Raw genomic sequence first — 21,049 nt, 5'->3', positions numbered from 1 at the left:
ATTTTGTAATGAACAAATCTAATGTAACAACATTAATCGTTAACAATCAAGGTTCTTTACAGGTTTAAGCTAATCTTCATCACTCTTTTTTAACTTATCCGGTGTCAGGAAAACTTCTCGAGGTTTAGAACCTTGTTGAGCGGACACATAACTGTGACTTTCTAATTGGTCAACCAAGTTTGCCGCACGGTTATAACCAATAGAAAAGACACGTTGCAGTTTGGAAGTAGAGACCGTCTTCTCATTCGCAACGTAGCTCAGAACATCGGGCCATAAATCGTCTTGATCCTCAGCAGCAATTTCTGTTGCTAACAATTGTTTCGGTTCGAAGGCATAATGTGGCGCCATCTGCTCGCGGACAAAATCAGTTACGGTGTCAATTTCATCGTCAACAAAAGTTCCCTGTAATCGGATTGGTTGACTCTTGCCGTTACCGAGGTAAAGCATATCCCCTCGTCCCAGCAAACGTTCAGCACCAGCTGTATCTAAAATTGTTCGTGAATCAATTTGACTAGATACCATAAAGGCTACCCGTGTCGGAATATTGTTTTTAATCGTTCCGGTAACAACGTCCACGGATGGCCGCTGAGTGGCGACCAGTAAATGTAGGCCAGCAGCCCGCGCCTTTTGAGTAATTCTAGCGATGTAGTCTTGCACCTCTGAGGCGGCGACCATCATCAGGTCAGCCAATTCGTCAATGATAATCACGATATAGGGCATCTTCTGTTCAGGATGACCACTCGCCATGGCCTTCTCGTTAAACTGTTCAATGTTACGGGCGCCGCCGGCAGCAAGCTTCTGGTAACGTTCTTCCATTTCATTAACAGCCCACTTCAATGCAGCAGCAGCTGCTTGTGGCTCGGAAACTACTGGCGATAGTAAATGCGGAATGCCGTTGTACGGTGCCATTTCCACAGCCTTAGGATCAATTAAAATCAACTTAACTTCCTGTGGGGTTGCCTTGTACATGATTGACATCAGCAAACTGTTGATGAACACGGATTTACCAGAACCCGTTGCTCCGGCAATTAACCCGTGTGGCATGCTGCGCAAATCAGTTACCTGAGGTTTACCGAATAAATCAACCCCCAACGCAACCGTCAGCGGTGACAAACTATTCTGGAACACGTCAGAACGCAAAACCTCCGACAGCATAACTGGTCGAGATTTTAAATCAGGAATTTCAATTCCGACTGTCGATTGGCCAGGAATTGGTGCCTCAATTCGAATATCTTTAGCCGCCAGCGCAAGTTTAAGATCATCTTGCAAATTAGTGATCTTGTTTACCCGAACCCCAGGGCCAAGGCTGACCTGAAATTGGGTAACAGTTGGACCAACCGTGTAATCAACCACTTCCCCATCCACATTAAAGGCGGACAAGGTGCTGTTTAGCACATCAATTTGTTTCTCAATCCAGGCGTCCAACTTAGCTTCGTCACGCAGTACTGGCGGCTTAAGCAAGTCTAAACTTGGAAAATGATAAGTCATTAAGCCCTTATCACTTTCAGATGCGTACGTCCGGCCAGAAAGTGGCGCAACCGCTTGCTCAACGGTCTGCGTATTATTCTTCGCTTGAGCACTTTCTGGAACAGATCGTTGATCCAAACCATCCGTCGTCTTATCAGAATCAGCGTGATCATGATTAAACAACGCCAAGTCTTTCTGCCCATTTTGCTCTTCATTCAAAATATCAGCTAATCCATGACCAAGGGCTGTTTGCGAACGTGCAGCTGGTGAACTTGTTGCGACCGTATCACTGTCAGTTGCATGAGAAGTAACATTGACCATGCTCTGCGCTGAATGCTCCTTACTACTTGCGACGGATTCCTGCAGAACGGCGGAGCTATCCGAATGTTGAATACTTTTCGTCTCATAACTATCATCTTGATAGCTAGTTTGTGTCGAGCTTACCACATTCGTTACCTGTACCGATGTTTCAGAAACGGCAGAATGAGCCGAAGCAGCACTAGTTGACGACTGATCAGAATCCTGATGAGCAACTACCTCAGTGCTCGAACCACTATTGCTTGGTTCACGTTTCGCCGATGTTGTCGCTGAATCTGAACTTGTTGCTACATCCTCTGTTTTGTGGGACCAGTCATCTTTACCCCAACTGCTGGTTGTCTTATCAGGGGTTGCAGAATATGCTGCGGATGCCGGCGCAAATGGCTTATTCAGTGCAGATACGTACTGCGTATCAGGAGCAGCCGACTTAGGCTTGGGTTGCCAAGGACGTCGACGAGGACGAATTGTCTGTTCAAGAGCTCGCGCCTGCTGGGAAGCATACATGCTTGCAGTTGCACGATCTATTTGAACCTCATCATTACCGAAACGAACTGGCGCACTAGTTGGCGTCTTGTCTTGACTGCCATTGACAGGAGACGTCTCCTGTCGATCCTCAGACACGCGTGGGCTACCGCCACCTTGCCGTTCGTTACCACTAGGTGCGTGTAGAACATGATGCCGATGCTGTTTTATTCTTGTTAATTCTTCTGGATGTTGCCGGAGAAACGCCGGACCATCGTAATGTTTCATTGAATCACCTAAGTCAAATTATTGAGTATCGTTTTCAAACAGCCATCTCTGCAATCCACTAATTTCAAATCAAATCGGATTCTAAGTGAACGTCATCACTATTCTTGTAACAACAGTCCACTAATAACCCAGCTTGAATAAAAATTTGAACTAGCAAAAGAGGAGGCCTCTGCCCCCTCGCACCCTTATCATGCAATTCAGACTTCTAAAACATGAAAAAGGACTAACTAACAATTAAATGCATTACACAAAAAGTTTATTGCCGCGTTCAAAGTCAAACGGATCACCGACTTTTGCAAAATCGTCTGGTAGAATCAGTGCCCCTTTTTTCTGAGGTGCATTCTGCAAATGAAGCTCACGACCACTAGTAATCATACCATTTGAGGAAACGCCCCGCAATTCGCCAGGCCAAATGATTTCACCGTTTGGCATCACTGCACCAACTTTGGCAACAACAACGTAAATGTGTTCCTGCATGTTTGGTGATCCGCTCACAATTTGCAGTGTTTCATCATTGTCAACACGCGTTTTTGTTACTAACAAGTGATCAGAATCAGGATGCTTCGTTGTTGATTCTACATAACCAACCACAAACTTTGGAGTGCGGTCAGCAACTAAAACTGTAGCGTCAAAGCCAGCTTGTTCAACTGCTGCCTTTAAGGCATTGATTTGATCATCCGACAATTCAATTGGTCCATTACCGGCGATACTCTTGTCAATATGGCTAACACCAATAAAGTTAAAACCTAATGTTGTATCGGTTTTAGGATCATAGATACGCGCAATGTTCTGGCTGGTTTCCACAGATTGCTCCGCCACATTGGGAGCCAAAATGACCACCAGTACATCTGGGGATGCTTGCTGGTTCATACTTGCAATTAACATGTTCTTCCTCCGAATATAATGTCGTTATTAAAGTTTAGCCTCTTGCACCTACGTGGTCAATCGTTCAGACAACATTTTCCTGTTTTCCTAAAATGGTGTACACTATGAGCAATTCATTTTGACCACAACTGGAGGGATCGCCTTGACAAACAATCAGCATTTTAGCCAATTAGCCATCTTAGCGGGACTGGGGATATCGGCCGGTCTTGCTCTTGGTGCGCTTATTCAGGATCTGCATCTAAAGCGTCCGGACCGAATTTTAGCGGAGGTGAAAACTTCCTTCCGTAAATCAGGCGCTCTTGATGGTGCTTGGATTGAACACCATCCTGTGCCTTTTAAACGATTTGCTGCTCAGACACTCGTCTATCGCGGTGGTGTCATCAAACATGAGGATGGTCAGCCTGTTGCTTACGAGTTTTTAGCCGATACTAAAACTGGCAAAGTAGTCGACGTTTGGAAGGTAACTTCACAACTCCAATCATAACCATGATTTTTACTAGCATGAAAAATTAACTGCATAATATAGCGAAGAAGCCACCGAGATTAATCACAATCTCGGTGGCTTCTTCGCTATCGTGCTTCATCTACGAATACATCAATCTAGTCTTGCATATCACAGCAATTCTATTTTTTCTTACTGCTACCACTGCTTGACTGACTTGAAGATGGCTGATTATTGTCAGGATTATTATAGTTATTCTTCGATTTTTGATTAGTCGTTCCGTTATTCATGCGTGGCTGTCGTTCTTGGAATTGTAGCAGGTTTTGTGACATTAACGACACGATCTGCTTGTTTTGTGGCAAATCGGAATGTTCCGCGTCACTACCTGTGACCGTGAGTTCTGTAAAATGTGCGACCTGATCTTGATAGACATATTTACCGGCGTACACACTATCAACGGGCACAATCCCATCATTTGTGTAGTTTTCCGTACCAGCAACCAAATACACATTTAATGAAGCTGGCAATTTATTACGGTTATCAACCATGTCATCTAGCATCGCAACCCGTTTGCTCTGATCCTTTTCCTCGAGATTAAACGGTGAGCCCAGCATCATCAATTCGTGCATTTTAAACTTAGACTGGTTGAAATAGTTTTCTAAAAACAACGTGTATATCAGGCCGCCGTTAGAATGACCAAACCCAGAAAAGTTGTTAAAATTGTACGTTTTGGCTAAATAGTTAAAGGCAATATTAAACCATTTGGCCTGTTTTTTGATATTTGCATAACCATCATGATTATTTTCAAAGGCTACGACGAAGAACGGTGTGTTGTCACCAGCCCGCACTTGCCCCGTAACTTGCAGGGTATTGTCTTCCTTTACCGTAATCTTAACAACACTATGTTGAACTGGTGTAGACTTTTGATCACCTTGAACATTTCTGGCCAGTCCCTGACCTGAGTTGATTGTTTTAAACAAATCATCAAAACGGTTTTGTCCGGCCGACGATCCAGGAATAAAAATAACTGGCAACATTTGGGATTGTCGAATGGTTCGCGGCTTAGTGACTGAGCTCTTGACCCACGGAATCGTGAAGCAAGTCACTACAATAACAAACACAAACAGACCGCCGACAAACAACCATCGTTTGATTTTATTGGTCATTTTTGATCACGTCCCGTCTCTGTATTATGATTCCGCTCACGCGTTATTAATAATGCCTGCAGGCGATTTCCATTTTTAACAAACGGTATAAAGAAAATAATGTCCAAGAAAAAGAGAATAATCGCCACAACTAATGTGGCAATATCACCACCCGTGCCTGCATATCCCTGAAGAATCCCTGGAGTCGTCCACGGAATTCGATAAACTGCTGGTGGAATAATGCGCGATTTGATCAACACCGCCCCAACCAACATATTGAATACAGGAACAATCAACATTGGTAGTAAGTAAATTGAATTAAAAATCATTGGTAAGCCAACCAACCCTATCCCAGACATATTGGATAACGTTGGTAGGAGTCCACGATAGGCGACCCGCCGTTCACGATGGACAATCCCGACTAGTAAAATCGCAATCATCAGCGCCAGCATGCCACCCACGCCACTAATATTACCGAACACATCATACAGCGTATGTAAGGTAATCGGGTACGGTGCACCAAACGATGTATGATGCGCTTGGGAAAATTGATAATTTGCACCGGAGTATGTCGTAAAACCAGTTAATCGCGGTTGCGCGATTGGACTAGCCAAGCCAAAAAACATTAACAGATTGCTAATTACAGCAGAAGCCAGAATAGCAAAAACATGTGTTGTTGCTTTACCCAAGGTAAGGGTTGCAATCCCCTCATTGAGGATGCCAAGCGGCCCAGCCGCAGTAACCAAACTCAAGCTAAAACCGATGCCCACAAACAGAATAATTACGATTGCCAACGGAAAAAACATGCGTTGAGAACGCGAAAAAAGTCGGTCATCCTCTGTTACAACTTGATGACTGGAGAAGTGATTGCTAAAAGGAATTCGGAATATCAATCCGACAATGATCCCAGTCACAAACGCCAAGAACAGACCGCGCAAGCCAAAATTATCAAATAAGAATAAGTTGTCTGGACTTCGATAGTCATAGTTTAAAATGATGTATGCCGCCGCACTGGCGAGTCCAGTCGTCATCTTGTCTTTGTGAAAAAACTCTGCGTAGTAATAACCCACAAGATAGGCCGCGCAAATACTGACAACCACATTTAGCATGATAACTAAATCGCTCAGCGAGTAACCGGCCTCAATTAATGCACTACCAGCACGTTTGAATTGAAAAATTTGATAGTAAAAACCATCCGGCCGCAACCACGCCTCATCAATCCAACTCAATAAGACATCCATTAAGACAAACGGAAACAAAATGGTTAACGGGTGACGAATAACAGACGTCATTGGTCGGTCTCGCAAAAATAAAACTGCTTCTGCGTTACGTATGTGAAAATCTTTTCCAAGTTGTTTCATCATTACAGTCACGTCCTCATAATGTGTCACGTTCTTTATACCGCTTGCTCTGTCGACGTGCAAGCAGTAACCGTTTTTTTCGTGATAACCAAAAACGACCTGTGATATAAGTCCGATTTGAGAACGCGCATAAACGTAAAACTGACCCATTCCCCAGTTCGGGAATGGGTCAGTTTTGGCTTAAGTGGAATTTTCAGGAGTTTGGAGCGTGATATTGCTCACATTATTCGTCCCAGCATAAACTTATGTCGCAGCTTCTTTTGATTTCTGCTTCAACTAACTCGTTATTTAGCCTTGTCCGGCATTTCAACGACGAGCTGATAAATGGGCTGGCCCTTCGCCGAAAATTTTTGCTCGTACTCTGTCTCAATGTTTTCCAACTTACCGTCACTAGCCGCAATGTCTGCATGTAGATCCAATGAAACTTCAATTAATCGCAGCCCAAATGTCGTCATACTCATGAGTGAATACTCAAATAAATGGCGATTGTCGGTTTTAAACTGAATCTTACCATTGTCACGCAGAACCGCCTGATAACTAGCCAGGAAAGTTTTGTACGTCAAACGGTAGATTGCAAATTTAATCCGAATTTTTGGACAAATTGGTCAGCATAACCTGATACGGTGTTTTCCAGTCAAGTATTTTAAGCGGTCTCTGGTTAATTTGGAGTAACGTCGTCGTTAAATCTTGAGCACTAATGTGCTCAAAACGAGTCCCCTTAGGATAAAAATAACGTAAATTCCGATTAAAGCGTTCATTACTACCACGTTCAGCTGGCGTATAAGCATGACAGTAATAGGTCTTAATACCATATTGTGATTCAAATGATACTAGCCCACTAAACTCAGTACCACGGTCCACAGTAAAACTGTGCACCGGTCCATTAAAAGTTGTTAGGAACTTAGTCAGTGCTTCATTAACACTCGCTGTCGTTCGGTCCTTTAACCGATATGCCCAAAGGAACCGTGATTTGCGATCGATTAAAGTTAATAAAACTGCCTTACTATGCCCACGAGGGCCAACGACGGTATCTAGTTCAAAATCACCGATGCGATTACGTTGATTAATCATCATGGGACGCTGTTCAATCGATCGCCCCAAAGATTGATTATATTTGGATCGTTGGTCAACGTTACGCCGTTGGCGTACGCCATGTTCAGGTAGATCATTCAAGGAGAAACCAATTCTCCCCTGATTTAGCCAATTATAAATAGATTTAGTCGCTAGTTTAAATTCGTGAGCAATCATTCCTGGTGACCAGCTTAGATGTAAATGGTTGAGAATTGTTTGCTTTAACTCATCGCTCAGCTTAGTTTTCCGACCACATCGTGATCGCTTGTATTCGGCATCTGTTTGTGCTAATTCAGCCTGATAAGGTTGACATCGAGATAATTCATAAGAAATTGTTGACGGTGATCGGTTCAGCCGAACGCCCATTTGGATATTGGACAGCCCTAGTTCACAAAAGGTTTCGATTTTAATTCGTTCGGAATAGGTTATACTAGACAAAAGATCAGCTCCTAAAAGATGGGTTTGTTGTAAACACCATTTTAAAGGAAGCTGATCTTTTTTGTCCGAACAGCGTTCGGATTAATTTTACAATCTACTAAACGACGTTTTTCATGTCGAGTCTTTGGCCATGGATCAGAAAAGTTTAAGTAGAGTTGATCAACTTCACCTGGCTCAAAGAAAGTTTCAACACCGTCGCCATCTGCCAAAACCCACTGTAAATTATCTAATGCTTCTGGCAAAGATGTTTTTAAGGCTGCTGCCAAGACTGACTTTTGCAATTCAATACCGACAAAATTAATTTCCGGATGAGCTTTTGCCATGCCAATCAGAAACTGACCCTTACCGGTGCCAATCTCGACTTGTAGCGGCTGTCGTTGTTGAAAACGATCTTGCCAATGACCTCGATGAGCAGCAGGATCTAATACAATGGCTGCAGGGTTTTCAGCAATAAGATCGTCCGCCCATGGTTTGTTTCTTACTCGCATATAAAAGATTCTCCTTATACTGTTTTTAACAGTTATGTGATTTTCAGATAATGAGTTGATTGTTGAGCGCACCAAACTGTTCAACATTTCGCATTGTAAACGGCGCTTTGAATCTAGTTTTTATACTTTATCAGTAGCTTAAGCCTAGCTTTTTCTCAAGTGCCAACCGCTATACCAGCCAATAAAGATAATCAATTCAGCCGCCATCGCAACTACATCAATCAGAAGCCGCAGCCATGACCAGTTGACCGCAACATCAACGATGACAAACAAAACGGCGCAAATTGTCAAAACGTCAGTTAAAACTGTTTTGAAAGCTGACAACTGTTGTCCTTTAGTAACTGGAAACAGATGAGTAAATACCTTTCCCTCATATTCGCGATAGAAAGGCAATAATTGAAAACCAATCAAATAAATAGCCAACAGCATCACAACAAGGCTGGCCCATTGATTAGTCAAAAAGATTAAGATGATCATTCCCATAACTGTCAGTCGTGTAATGAGTCCAAACGTATCACTATCACGACCAAGCCCTCGCGTAAATAGGAACAAATATGGATTGGTCGAATGACCGATAACGAGCTTCCACAATGGGTCTAAATAGCGTCGTCTTCTAACTGTTGCCTTAACCTGTGGAACATCTGTAAATAGGTTAAAGAAACGATACAAAACCATCATACGTCCATTTTCATTTGTAATTAGCGACTGCCAAGCCAACTGACCATTGTGCCAACGCTTTCCAAGACCCACACTTGAGACACTCAAAGCTAGTAAAGCTGCGATCAAACCAACCCAGACAGACAAAAACAAACTGAGACCAAAAATAACAATCGCGCCCAACCAGTTTACCAATCGAACTTGTGCAATTGAATGTTTTACCTGTTGGACGCCTTGTTGTAGCTGCCAATTCATCCATGCTGCCTTAGTAATTAACTGAGTCATAATAAGGATGGCAGCTTCAAGCAAGGTCATCTGGTCACCACGAGCTAAAAACGGTAATAAAACTACACCAACAGCAATTTGAATGAAACTTGCCATTAACAAGCTATAATTGCGGGCATGCTTTAAATACTGGTGAAGAGTCGTTTCTGCAGGTAGCAAAAAGACAGCGTCAGCAGGTTCCAACAAGGTTGCTAATCTTCCCATTTGAAGTGTAATAACTAAGATCAGCATGGTTAACCATGGTCCCCACCAGACACCTAATGTTAACGTTTTTAATTCATTCTGGTAGGCAAACCCCAACGCGCCAAAGAAGAAAAATAACGCAATGACAAAGTGATCAGTGAAGACGAGCCGTAAATATTTCAATAACTGACCGGCATGGCGTGATAAACGTTGGGAAAACAGTTTTTGCAAATCAGTCATTACGTTCACCATTTGCTAGTGCCAAATAAATATCATCCAGAGAACCACCTACGTCTGGGAAAGCGGCCCGTAACTGATCTAACGTCCCAGAAACCTTCACTTCGCCCTGGTTTAGCAAGATGAATCGGTCACAATATTTTTCAGCGTTTGCAAGCACGTGTGTCGACATGAGAACGGCCGCCCCACGGCCACGTGCTTCCTCAATCAATTGAAGCAAGTCATGCACAGCAACCGGATCTAAGCCTAAAAACGGTTCGTCAATAATAAAAACCTTCGCATTGGTCATAAATGCATTCACAATCATAACCTTTTGTCTCATTCCCTTAGAAAAATTGGCAGGAAACCAGTTCAACTTATTATCTAAACGGAATGTTTTTAATAATTCATGTGCCCGAATCCACGTTTTCTCGACATCTAAACCATAAGCCATCATGGTTAACGTGAGTGTTTCCTGAAGGGTTAGCTCATCGTATAACACTGGTAATTCTGGAATATACGCAATTTGCTGTTTGTACGCGGACGGATCTGTTTTGAGATCCACCCTGCCTAATTGGATATGTCCTCGAATTGGCGTTAACAAACCAATAATATGATTAATCGTCGTCGACTTGCCGGCCCCGTTTAAACCAATGAGGCCGACCACTTCGCCGTCTGCAACGGAAAAACTGACATCTTTTAGTACTGGAACCTGCGAATAACCGCCCACTAAATGTTCAACTTCAATTCCCATAGTTATATCCTTTCAATTATTTTATCTACATTCATATTACTTTGTTATTCTATGCCGATCATCGCACCGGGTTTAGAAAAGGTTTCGGCGCGAATAAACGTTAAACTGTTACAACGCTATTTTCATTAGTATTGGCGCTTACGTTTAAAAATGCTGTCCCTGATTATAGCATATATCCTCCTCAAAAACGGATCGCGCGGTGCAAGCAATTAACACACTTACGTCTCACAATCCTTTCCGCAGTCAAGACAGATGTGTATAATCAAGATAAGTGAAAAGATGTATAGGTGCATATAGGTTAAGTCACGAATCGTTAAATCAAACGAAACGTTTGCGCCTATACGTAAATGAGGAGGAACTGTAATGCTAGACGATAACTGCATTTTTTGTAAGATTATTAAAGGCGAAATTCCAAGCTACACGGTATATGAAGATGACGAAGTCAAAGCGTTTTTAGATATCTCACAAGGCACACCAGGCCACACTTTGGTCATTCCTAAGACCCACGTACCAGATATCTTTGCTTATGACGAAGATTTGGCACAACGTGTGTTTGCCAGAATTCCTAAAATTGCCCGTGCCGTCCGCGCATCAAACCCTAATATTGTTGCCATGAACATTGTCAACAACAACGGCAAGGTCGCTTATCAGTCTGTGTTCCACTCACACTTTCACATTGTTCCCCGCTACAGCGATGACGATGATTTCAAAATGATTTTTAAAGATAACAGTGATAACTATGATGATGCGGCCTACCGCAAAATTCAGCAAGACATCATGGCACATATGGAGGCGTAATCCATGTTTGCTAAACTAACTGCGCCCATTCGAGAACTCGTTGCTTCAGTTCAAGGCTTCACCACCGCACTGCATCGCTTGCAAAATAGTGTTTCGCAATTGTCTGAAACAGCAGCTAAAGCACAAGAAACGGTTAATGATATTCAGAAATCTGTTGAACAATTTCAGTTTAAAACAGCGGCTCACGAAAAAGTCATTCAAGAAAACTTGGACAAGTTAAATGATGACTTAGCCGCCATTAATCGTCACAAGGATAAAAAATAATGTTGTTTACATGCACTGACACCTGATACTTACGGTCTTAGTGCATTTTTTATTCAGTAGCTTAACGGCACCTTAACGCAAGTAAAAGTTTCCGTTAAGGCGGCAGCTTGTTTCTACATCGGCATTAATCTATGTTAATATAGCTTTTGTACGTTTCGCCATGCTGACATGGCAAACAAAAATCGAAATGGATGTGAATATTTTTTATGAAAAAATGGCTTCTTGTTCCAGCCGGTTTAGTGATGGCCTTTTCACTTGCTGCGTGTGGAAACAAAACTGTGGCAACGACCAACGGTGGTAAAATCACCCAGGACCAATACTACTCAAGTATGAAGACCACTAGTCAGGGTAAGCAAGTCCTGCAACAAATGATCATCAAAAAAGTGCTTGAAAAGAATTACGGTAACAAAGTTTCAAGCAGTAAGGTCAACAAGCAATATAATACGGTTAAGAAACAATACGGTTCTAGCTTCAACAGCATGTTGACCCAACAAGGGATGACAGCTTCCAGCTTGAAAGACACCCTTCGCATGAACCTGTTACTAAAAGAGGCCGTGAAAAACGACGTCAAGATTACTAACTCTGACTTGAAGAAACAGTTCAAGAGTTGGGAACCTAAAGTTTCAACGGCCGTTATCGTAACTAGCAAGAAAGCCACTGCCACCAAAGCCATTGATGAATTAAACTCTGGTACTTCATTTGCTAAAGTCGCTAAGAAATATTCAGACGACACGAGTACCAAAAATAAAGGTGGAAAAGTGCCAACGTTTGATAATGCCACCTCTTCAGTTGATGACAGCATTAAAACAGCTGCCTTCAAGTTGAATAATGGTGAATACACAAAGACTCCTGTAACTGACACTAACTCACAAACTGGAACAAAGAGTTATTACGTTATTAAGATGTTGAACAAACCTTCTAAGGGCACTTGGACACAGCACAAACAAGATCTTAAGGAACAAATTTGGAACCAAGACATGGACACCAGCAACGGTGGTACTGTCCTTCAATCCGTTATTGCTAAGGAATTGAAGAAGGGTAACGTTAACATTAAGGATAATGACTTGAAGGATGTGCTTTCACAGTACACTTCTACCTCATCATCTTCTGCAAACTAAGCAATTAAGTCATTGCATTAGTTTATGCACGATAAAAGGCAACCTCATTTATGGGGTTGCCTTTTATCATGCACTGAAGTTTGACACCGAATGAAGCACGGCTCGTTATGAACGAGTAAATCAACGTTTGAATATTCAATAATGAATCACTAATCATCCTCTGATTGATTAGTTTTGGACGCTGTTGGTCGGTAAAAATTACGGCCGTCTAAACCAAAAATTCGTTCAGAGAAATCACCAGGTTCAGTATGTTCAACTGCTGTGCTCATCATTTGAATCGAAGCATCTAGTTCATCCAAATCATGGAGAACTTCCGCTTCTAGCAAATGTGGCCGAACTGGTGAACCGTATTCCAACAAACCATGATGCGCCAGAATCATGTGCCGCAGCAACAGCATCTCCTCACTTTCAGGATCAAAGTGCAATTCTTGACAGACATTCACAATTTCTTCATCAATCAAAACGATGTGACCAATTAAGTTACCGGCCAATGTATAAGTTGTTGAAATCGGGCCTGACAATTCAATGGTTTTGCCCAAATCATGTAGAAGCGCTCCGGAGTACAGCAATGAACGATCAATATTTGGATGCAAATCGGCAACAGTCTTGGCCAGTCTCACAATTGAAATCGTATGATAAGCTAACCCACCTGCAAATGCATGATGGTTTTTCTTAGCAGCCGGAAAATTATAGAAATCATCTGCATGGCGCTGAAGCAATGTTCGAACTACCCGATTCCACGTGGGTTCAGTGATTTCAAAAATAATGTTTGAAACGGATTCTTCCATTTCAGCCCGCGTCATCGGCCCGTGGGCGACGTACTGGGATGGATCATTGGGTTCACCGGTATTAGCCAACCGTAGATTCATGATTTTGAGTTGCGGATTCCCCTGATAAAGTTCTTTCTTACCTCTAACCAGGACCACTTTACCCGGTTCAAACGTAGCAATATCTTGGTCCGTTGCATCCCAAAAATTACCGGATAGTTCGCCAGAAGGGTCCTCAAACGTCATCCGAATAAATTGTTTTCCGTTTTTAGCCGTCCTTACGTCTGCCCCTTTCAGTAACAAGAACAAATCAAATTGTTCATCTACCTGAAATGACAGCAATTGTTTTTCCGCCATGTTCACGACTCCTTACGTTTATTTTTGTCTCTCCGAAACCACACTAACTTATGCGGTCGCTAAAGCTCAGTAACCTGATTGTCGTCAAACGTAGTTAGTGCCCCCGCATCCGCTGTAAAGTAAATCACCTGAACCTGTTGAGCGAGCTCTTTCATCAAGCTAAACATTGCCTGTTTACGATGACGATCAAAGTCAACGAACGCATCATCAATAATCAATGGCATTGCAGTCCTGTCGGCCATGACACTGGCAAAGCCAAGTCGAAGCGCGATATAAAGTTGCTCAGCCGTCCCACGAGATAATTCGGTAACGTCGAAAACGGTTCCTTGAGCCGTCGTTACCGTTAATGCCTCGTTAATAAACTCAATCTTAGTATAGTGCGCCAGTGTTAACGTCGCAAAATAGGTTTGCGCGCGCTTTACAATTGCTGGCAAACGGTCAGCAGACGCAGCATTAAGCGCCCCGTCAATCCACTGCGCGCTTAGTCGGTCAACCAACCATTGTTGCGCGGTTTCAACTAGCTGAGTTTCCATGTTTGCCAAACGTTGTCGCAGCATTGGCATGGTGTCATCTTCACTCTGACGAGCAAACAACGCCTGTTGATTTGCAATGTCCTCTTGCACCTGATCACGTTGCTCAATATCGCTTTGTAAATCCGCTAACACTTCCGCCTGGCGTTGGTCAACGGCTGCTAAGTCCCGATATGAAGTTAGTTTAGCCAGCCACTCCGGTGTCAACTGATTACCAAGTGCACGACGTTCCGCTGTTTGATCAGCTAACTGAAGTTGCTGTTGATATAGATTTTCAAAATCATTTGGCGTTTGTACATGATGACGTTGCATCACTTGTTGTAACGATGTCGTTACCTCGCTTAATTTGGACTGTAAGTCACTATTTTCACGGATAAGTTGCAGGCGCTGCTGTGATTGTCCCTGCACAGTTGCGACGGCTAGTTCCTTTGCCGATGTATACTGTCGAGCTTTTAATAACGCATCGGCTGCTGACAAATTCGTTAACGGCAATTGTGTCCCAGCAAACTGATAACCTTCAAAGAAGTGATTGATATCAGCGTTCAACTGTTGAATTTTACTTTTTAATGAATCAATTTGATCTGTTAACTGATTTAATCTTTGAATATTTGGTTGTAAGGCCAACCATGTGTCCACCGGAAAGCCAGCCATATGATGTTGCTGGGTTAACTCGGATAGGCTACTTTCTTTTGTTGCTACCGTTTCATGAGCCTGTTGAGCCCGAAACCAGTTCAAAACATTGAACCAGCCACCGGCTATGCCAGCGATACCCAAAAGCACAAACAGCCATTTAATACCACTATTCATTACCAGTCCAAGCAACAAAAGGACAAGACCGACGCCCATCATTAACCACTGCTCACGCGTCTTTGAACCATTTCTGGCCCGTTGCTGGCCCGTCTGAGTAAGTCGACTAACTTGCTCATATTCCGAATCATTCAGTGGTGTTGGCCACGGTGCATTAAATCGGTGCTTTGCCACGATTTGATCTCGTTCATCACTTTGCTCAGCAACTTGCTGTCGACTATACTGACGCTCATGAATTGCCGTTTCAATCTGATCAAACGACGCAGCCTGCGATTTAAAGGCACTCTGATGATCAATATAGAATTGAACGTCGTGAGGCGTTTCTGCCGTCTGTTCCTTTAGCTGAGCTACCTGACGGACTGACGTTTGCATCAACTGTTCACGCTGTGTCTGCAGTTTTAAAAAGTCAGCATAATCTTCTGCCGTAATCAATTTTTCATCCACATCCGGCAGACCACCTGACATGTCCCGGTACTTTTCAAAGACCGGCCACAACTGCTTGATTCTTGCTAACTCATCCCGTTTGCTCGTTAATTCTTTAATGTGATCACCAAGTTGAGCAACTTGCTGCTTACCAGATAGAATGTCATGTTGGCGTTTGACAAAATCGGGATAGCTCGCTTCTGCCGCTTTCAGTTGCGCCTGCAAATCATGATAAGTAGTTAGCTGCTGATTTAAGGCTGGCTTTTGACCTCTAGGACGGTATAAATCGTCTGCGTCTTTACCAAATTGCTCAGCCAGCTCAATCCATGAGGTACTTCCGACTGCCCCAACACGTTGAACATTTGCCATCAACTCGGGTTGCGTCACTGTGGTCAAGAGTTGTAAACCACTCAGGTCAAAGTTAAACGTAGCGTCGTTCAATGTTCGATCAACCGGTCCTAGCAATTGGTCCAACAGCTCGGGCGGCATCACTTGATTAGTAGTCAAATTTGTCAGCTGAATGTCGCCACCATTCTTACCTGAAGTACGACGTAGCCGATATTGTGTCTGCTGGGCATCATCCACCGTAAACGTCAAGCTACCACCATAGCCGGCGCCTGTTTTTGGTAAGTACTGTTCAGCCGGATGTTTGGCCGTCGCAAAGCCGAATAACACACTGCTAACGAACTTTTGAATAGTTGTCTTTCCTGCTTCGTTTTCGCCATAAAAAACTTGCAGCTGCGGATTGACCGGAAAAGTTTTGTTTTGCCATTTACCGAAACCATCGACATGAATTTCTGTAATATTCATCGATTACTCATCCTTTCCGGCCGCGTTGACCTGTCGAATAACAGCCTGTTTCAGATTTTCACCACTGTGAGCTAACGCACTCGCAATTGTCGGCTCAGCAAAAAGTTGATCAGCAGTTTTCGCAATGTTTTCTGCCGCAAAAACTGATTCTGCCGCCTGATTCCAATAATGCTGATCCAGTTGTGTAAAGTGTGTTGCTTCACTGTCTTCATCTGCCAGTTGCAGATCCACAACCAGTTGGTTAGCTTCAGCTAATCGAGCCATTTCTTGGGATTGAAGTAAGCTTAACAGACTCCCATTAGTCAACCGTTGCTTAGTTTCAGCGGCCAATTGATCTGTATGGATTAGTTTAAGATTCAACATTTCTAAAGACTGGTTAGAGGAATGTGCTTTCACTCGGTCGGCCAATTGGCTTAACTGATTGTCAATTGCTTGTTGCAAACTGCTTGTGCTGGTGATGCTGTCACAGTCCACCGTTTTCAAATTCCACACGACGGGAGCCACCGCATGAAAAGTTGGCACCAAACGACTCTGTTCCTGTTGAACCAGCACGTACCCCTTTTCACCAGTTTCGTTTATGTGGCGTCCTTGAATATTACCTGGGTAAATAATCCACGGCCGTTCCTCATGTAAGACCTGCCGTTTGTGAATGTGGCCAAGCGCCCAGTAATCGTAATGCTTGCTCATAAGCTCATCCACAGTAAACGGTGCGTCGGTATCATGCGGTCCTGGTTTGCCAGCAATTGAACCATGCAACATGCCAATTTGAACGTCTGCTTGCGGATTGCGATTAGGGAATTTGGCCGCCATATCTGTGGTAACAACTCGAGTCGGATACGAAAAACCGACTATTTCAACTTTTGTTTGATCTCGCGTTGTCAGCTTAAAACTAGACACCTCTTCACCAAACGAATGGACGTTGGCCGGTAGTTGAAGCCCATCCGTTGCTGCATCCAGATAATCATGATTGCCATAACTTAAATACACTGGGATCTGTGCCTGATTCAACCGCTCCATCTCGGTTAAAAAAGCTGCCTGAGCGTTAATCGCACGTTCCTGGCGATCATAAACGTCACCGGTAATTAAAACAAAATCGACCTGTGTGTCAATGGCGTCGCTAACCAACCGTTTAAAGGCCGTTAGAGGCGATTCATAAATTCTTTGCCATAAAGCATCCGGCAAATCTTTAAGGCCCAAAAATGGACTGTCTAAATGTAGGTCAGCCGTATGAATGAACTTCATGCTGATGTCTCCTTTACCTCGGTACTTTTTGTTTAACGCAATGCTCGCCTATCGCTTACTAAAAACAGTCTGGCAGTCACGGGACTAACCGTTACTACCAGACTGCGATATCGAACTTAATTATTTTCTGTATAAATCCTGAATTGGCTTAGTAATCACATTGTTGAGTTCGTTCAACAAGTTGTTAACAGCCTCTTCTTTTTGCATCAATGTTTTGATTTCTTCAAAGTTACCAACCTTCGTGGCTAACTCACGGGCGTTGTTCATTTCGTCTTCGCTCAGATTTTGACCTTGCATCTGCTTTTGTTGCAAACTCAATTGAGTTGACTGAAATTCTTGAAAAGTTTTATAAGCCTCGTCGTTTTGCTTCATTTTATCGTAGGCATCACTCAGTGCTTGAAATTCGTCGCTTGCTTCTAGGGTCGTGGCCATGGACTTTGCGTCGGCCAAAATATCTGCTGCCATAAACGGTAGCCTCCTCATTTTTTAATTCCTTATTAGTGTACCATTTCCTTCAAAAGGAAACAGCTGTTCGCTTTGAAAATCTCATCAAATTTTCAATCAGTCAGTGCCTTATCGTTTAACGTCCTAGAACACCGGTGAACTGGTTCCAAAGATCGCCAGCTTTTTGAAGCAACGAATCGGCGCCCTTACCAATTGATTTGCCGACTTTACCAGCGCCTTGTTGTACCTCATCCCAAACGTTGCCACTTTCTGCTGAACTTTCAGTTGCTGCCAACGTATTGGCATCTTTAACGGTAAACGCCGTTTGTTTGGTATTCGGCAACATGCTCGTCATTTCGGCCTTGTAGAGCTGACTAACAGCTAACCCCTGGGGAACATCTAGATGATTCCCCTTATTAGTTTGATCAAAGCCTTCCCAGTTAACCATGACTAGGTCCGGCGTGTAGCCGTCAACCCACATATCCGTGGTTCCAGTAGTGTCACCAACACCGTCCGCTTCGGTGGTACCAGTTTTCCCAGCCACTTGATAACCCGCCGGTTTGGCGTAGACACCAGTACCATGAGTAAATGTTCCCAACATCATACTGGTCACTTCGTTAGCGACATTCTTGCTGATAATCCGTTTTGGCTGATCATAGTCATTATCTACGATGACTTTTCCGGAAGCATCCACAATCTTAGTAATAAAGTGAGCCTGAGTTAACTTACCACCATTGGCAAACGTCGTAAACGCTTGTGCCATTGTCTCAGGTGACACACCTTTCTTAATACCACCAAGCACCATTGCCAGGTTATTATCGGATTTATCCAAGTTAATTCCAAATCGTTGAACAGAGTCATAGCCCTTTTGAACACCAATCTTGTTCAGCAACCAAACCGCTGGCGCATTGTAACTGTTTTGAAGCGCTTGATACATCGGCACCTCACCACGATAAGTATCGCCATAGTTACTTGGTGAATAATGATTAGCGCCATAGGATTGTTTCTTATCCTGCAACTCAGAGTCATAATAATAACCATTTTGAAGTGCCGGCGTATAAACAGCAAACGGCTTTATCGTTGAACCCGGTGAACGCAATGATTGTGTTGCTCGGTTAAAGCCACGGAAGACGTGTTCACCACGGCCTCCCATAACAGCAGACACACCACCATTATTAGGATCCATTGCAATGCTTGCTGCCTGAACCATTGTGCCATCGTTAGCGTTGGCTGGGAAGTTAGCGGGGTTCTTAAACAAGTTCTGCATGGTTGTTTGCTGCGTTTGATCCAAGGTTGTGTAGATCTTATACCCATGATTCATGATGTCAGCTTCTGTTAGACCATATTTAGAAATGGCCTCATCAATCACTGCATCAAAGAAATAAGGGTATCGGTAAGAACTGTCTGGCGCATAATTATCTGTCGTCACTAAGGCTGTTTTTTGATAAGCAGCCGCATCAGCCGATGAAATCTTTTTGTTATCTGCCATCAAACCGAGCACAACGTTTCGCCGTGCTTTCGAAGCGGCTGGCTGATCAACTGGATTATAACCGCTGGGCGACGTTAACATCCCCGCCAATACCGCCGATTCCGGAACGGTTAACTGAGTCGCATGCTTACCAAAATATCGCTCAGATGCATCCTCAACGCCCCAAACACCATGTCCGAAATAAGCATTGTTGAGATACATTGCCAAAATGTCCTGTTTGGAATAAACATTTTCAACTTCAATCGACAAGAAGATTTCTCGTGCCTTACGTGTCACCGTTTGTTCTTGTGACAGATAAGCGTTCTTAACCAATTGTTGAGTTAACGTTGATCCACCACCACTAATATAATCTCGGTGAAGGAGCTTATTCCGAGCTAACAGAAAGAAGGCCCGTGCCAACCCTTTAATCGAATACCCGTGTTCGTGATAAAAATTGCGATCTTCTGTTGATAACACCGCGTTTTGAATGTTAGGTGAAATCTTATCTAATGAAACATAAGTCCCTTTTTGTGAGTACAGCTCCCCGGCTTTTTGACTCTTCCGGTCGTAAATTACCGTTGGCTGCGACAATGCTGCTTTTAAATTACCAACATGGGCCGTCTTTGCCTCGAACGTAAAGTAAGCGCTCATCACGAAAATAACGCTTAAGATGGCCACAATAACCCAACGTGTGAGTTGAAAGCGACGCCAGAAATGGCGAATGTGACGCCACATGGCATGCCACAAACGTCCTAACCACTGCATAAATGCAGAGTTTTTAAATTGTTTTAGGCCCTGCATAAAGGCGGAATCCCGCCAAGACTGACCGGAATTCGGATGCTGATTGCGCTTCATAAATTTGTACCCTTCTGTCTAAATTGATCCAGTGTATCGTACCACACTAAACCGTGGCGTCAGCGTTGAAATCGGCAGTTTTAACAATTTTTATTAGTCCGTTTATGAATGTAACCCGACAAACACGCATTTTATCCGCATGAATGATAAAAAGGTGATGTTCAAAAACGTCGCAAACGTTCTCAAACATCACCTTTAATTTTGCTAACAACTAAGAAAGCTTTAATTACCTAACGCCCTGCTTTTAATGCTGATATGCTGCCCACCGGTCATGCAACCTGCTCGCTGCCTCACGGTTAGGACTGATAACTAAAATCGTATCATGACCCGCCAACGTGCCTGTTATAGCATCATCATCCATATCATCGATCAACGCCGCTAATGCGTTACCATCACTGGGCGTCGTCTTAACAACATTCATAAACTCAACTTGAGTGAAATCAATCACTACTTCACCGAAGCGTTGTTCAAAGCGGTTATTCGACACGCCACCAGTCGTTTTTAAAGCCCGGTAGACTGCGTGTCCTTCCGCATTAGGTTCTTTGACAATATGCAATTCCTTCAAATCACGTGAGAGTGTGGCCAGCGTTACGTGAACATTCTGTGCAACCAACGCTTTTTGCAACGCATCTTGGTTAGTAATGTTAGCTGATTCAATCAACTTTACAATGGCCGCTTGCCGTTGTTGCTTTTGCATGCGTGACCA

Annotated in this window: 17 protein-coding genes and 2 pseudogenes; 4 read left to right on the top strand and 15 right to left on the bottom strand. The window is 43.4% G+C overall.

Features of this window, described 5'->3' with window-relative positions; all coding sequences use genetic code 11:
• Positions 1–69: 69 nt before the first annotated feature.
• Both ABUE36_RS06340 and ytpR read right to left on the bottom strand, forming a co-directional pair.
• Complete coding sequence (locus ABUE36_RS06340; RefSeq protein ID WP_421017406.1) at positions 70–2,535, bottom strand: DNA translocase FtsK; 2,466 nt, start codon at positions 2,533–2,535, stop codon at positions 70–72.
• Between the two features lie 243 nt (positions 2,536–2,778).
• The gene (gene ytpR, locus ABUE36_RS06335; RefSeq protein ID WP_161001447.1) at positions 2,779–3,420 is read right to left on the bottom strand and encodes a YtpR family tRNA-binding protein; all 642 of its coding nucleotides are present in this window, start codon (positions 3,418–3,420) and stop codon (positions 2,779–2,781) included.
• A gap of 142 nt (positions 3,421–3,562) precedes the next feature.
• On the opposite strand from ytpR, the gene ABUE36_RS06330 reads away from it, so the two are divergent.
• Entirely contained in the window at positions 3,563–3,904 is a 342-nt protein-coding gene (locus ABUE36_RS06330) for a peptidase (protein ID WP_421017405.1), read from the top strand.
• Positions 3,905–4,044: 140 nt separating this feature from the next.
• On the opposite strand, the gene ABUE36_RS06325 is transcribed toward ABUE36_RS06330, so the two are convergent.
• From ABUE36_RS06325 to ABUE36_RS06295, 7 genes and pseudogenes are all read right to left on the bottom strand, one after another.
• Entirely contained in the window at positions 4,045–5,028 is a 984-nt protein-coding gene (locus ABUE36_RS06325; protein ID WP_421017404.1) for an alpha/beta hydrolase, read from the bottom strand.
• Positions 5,025–6,398, bottom strand: a complete 1,374-nt coding sequence (locus ABUE36_RS06320) for a hypothetical protein (RefSeq protein ID WP_421017403.1) — start codon at positions 6,396–6,398, stop codon at positions 5,025–5,027. The genes ABUE36_RS06325 and ABUE36_RS06320 overlap by 4 nt, the downstream gene beginning before the upstream one ends.
• Positions 6,399–6,652: 254 nt before the next feature.
• Positions 6,653–6,934: pseudogene (locus tag ABUE36_RS06315) on the bottom strand (tRNA (guanosine(46)-N7)-methyltransferase TrmB); the annotation flags it as partial.
• A 13-nt stretch (positions 6,935–6,947) separates the two neighbouring features.
• Positions 6,948–7,877 carry an IS30-like element ISLpl1 family transposase gene (locus ABUE36_RS06310; protein ID WP_096109805.1) on the bottom strand — a complete coding sequence of 310 codons (930 nt, stop codon included), beginning with the start codon at positions 7,875–7,877 and terminating at the stop codon, positions 6,948–6,950.
• A gap of 98 nt (positions 7,878–7,975) precedes the next feature.
• Positions 7,976–8,365, bottom strand: a pseudogene (locus ABUE36_RS06305) (tRNA (guanosine(46)-N7)-methyltransferase TrmB); the annotation flags it as partial.
• A 144-nt stretch (positions 8,366–8,509) separates the two neighbouring features.
• Entirely contained in the window at positions 8,510–9,742 is a 1,233-nt protein-coding gene (locus ABUE36_RS06300) for an ABC transporter permease (RefSeq protein WP_421017402.1), read from the bottom strand.
• A complete protein-coding gene (locus ABUE36_RS06295) occupies positions 9,723–10,460 on the bottom strand; it encodes an ABC transporter ATP-binding protein (protein WP_421017401.1) in 738 nt (245 codons plus the stop codon). The genes ABUE36_RS06300 and ABUE36_RS06295 overlap by 20 nt, the downstream gene beginning before the upstream one ends.
• 363 nt (positions 10,461–10,823) lie before the next feature.
• Between ABUE36_RS06295 and ABUE36_RS06290 the strand changes: the two genes are divergently transcribed.
• From ABUE36_RS06290 to ABUE36_RS06280, 3 genes are all read left to right on the top strand, one after another.
• The gene (locus ABUE36_RS06290; RefSeq protein WP_178942656.1) at positions 10,824–11,258 is read left to right on the top strand and encodes an HIT family protein; all 435 of its coding nucleotides are present in this window, start codon (positions 10,824–10,826) and stop codon (positions 11,256–11,258) included.
• A 3-nt stretch (positions 11,259–11,261) separates the two neighbouring features.
• Positions 11,262–11,522: a hypothetical protein gene (locus tag ABUE36_RS06285; RefSeq protein ID WP_017261672.1), complete on the top strand. Its 261-nt coding sequence runs from the start codon at positions 11,262–11,264 to the stop codon at positions 11,520–11,522.
• 206 nt (positions 11,523–11,728) lie between these two features.
• Entirely contained in the window at positions 11,729–12,640 is a 912-nt protein-coding gene (locus ABUE36_RS06280) for a peptidylprolyl isomerase (protein ID WP_421017400.1), read from the top strand.
• Between the two features lie 149 nt (positions 12,641–12,789).
• Here the strand turns inward: ABUE36_RS06280 and ABUE36_RS06275 are convergent, their stop codons facing one another.
• The 6 genes from ABUE36_RS06275 to ABUE36_RS06250 form a co-directional block, all read right to left on the bottom strand.
• The gene (locus ABUE36_RS06275; protein WP_421017399.1) at positions 12,790–13,764 is read right to left on the bottom strand and encodes a 3'-5' exoribonuclease YhaM family protein; all 975 of its coding nucleotides are present in this window, start codon (positions 13,762–13,764) and stop codon (positions 12,790–12,792) included.
• A 59-nt stretch (positions 13,765–13,823) separates the two neighbouring features.
• Positions 13,824–16,334: an AAA family ATPase gene (locus tag ABUE36_RS06270; RefSeq protein WP_421017398.1), complete on the bottom strand. Its 2,511-nt coding sequence runs from the start codon at positions 16,332–16,334 to the stop codon at positions 13,824–13,826.
• A 3-nt stretch (positions 16,335–16,337) separates the two neighbouring features.
• The gene (locus ABUE36_RS06265; protein ID WP_421017397.1) at positions 16,338–17,576 is read right to left on the bottom strand and encodes a metallophosphoesterase family protein; all 1,239 of its coding nucleotides are present in this window, start codon (positions 17,574–17,576) and stop codon (positions 16,338–16,340) included.
• Positions 17,577–17,696: 120 nt separating this feature from the next.
• The gene (locus ABUE36_RS06260) at positions 17,697–18,041 is read right to left on the bottom strand and encodes a YlbF family regulator (RefSeq protein WP_017261667.1); all 345 of its coding nucleotides are present in this window, start codon (positions 18,039–18,041) and stop codon (positions 17,697–17,699) included.
• 115 nt (positions 18,042–18,156) lie between these two features.
• A complete protein-coding gene (locus tag ABUE36_RS06255; RefSeq protein WP_421017396.1) occupies positions 18,157–20,289 on the bottom strand; it encodes a PBP1A family penicillin-binding protein in 2,133 nt (710 codons plus the stop codon).
• A 298-nt stretch (positions 20,290–20,587) separates the two neighbouring features.
• Entirely contained in the window at positions 20,588–21,040 is a 453-nt protein-coding gene (locus ABUE36_RS06250) for an arginine repressor (protein WP_421017395.1), read from the bottom strand.
• Between the last annotated feature and the right edge of the window lie 9 nt (positions 21,041–21,049).

This window comes from Furfurilactobacillus cerevisiae (assembly GCF_048961765.1).
GTDB lineage: Bacteria > Bacillota > Bacilli > Lactobacillales > Lactobacillaceae > Furfurilactobacillus > Furfurilactobacillus milii_A.
Note: the sequence above shows the minus strand (reverse complement) of the source record. Positions and strands in the feature narration are given on the sequence as shown.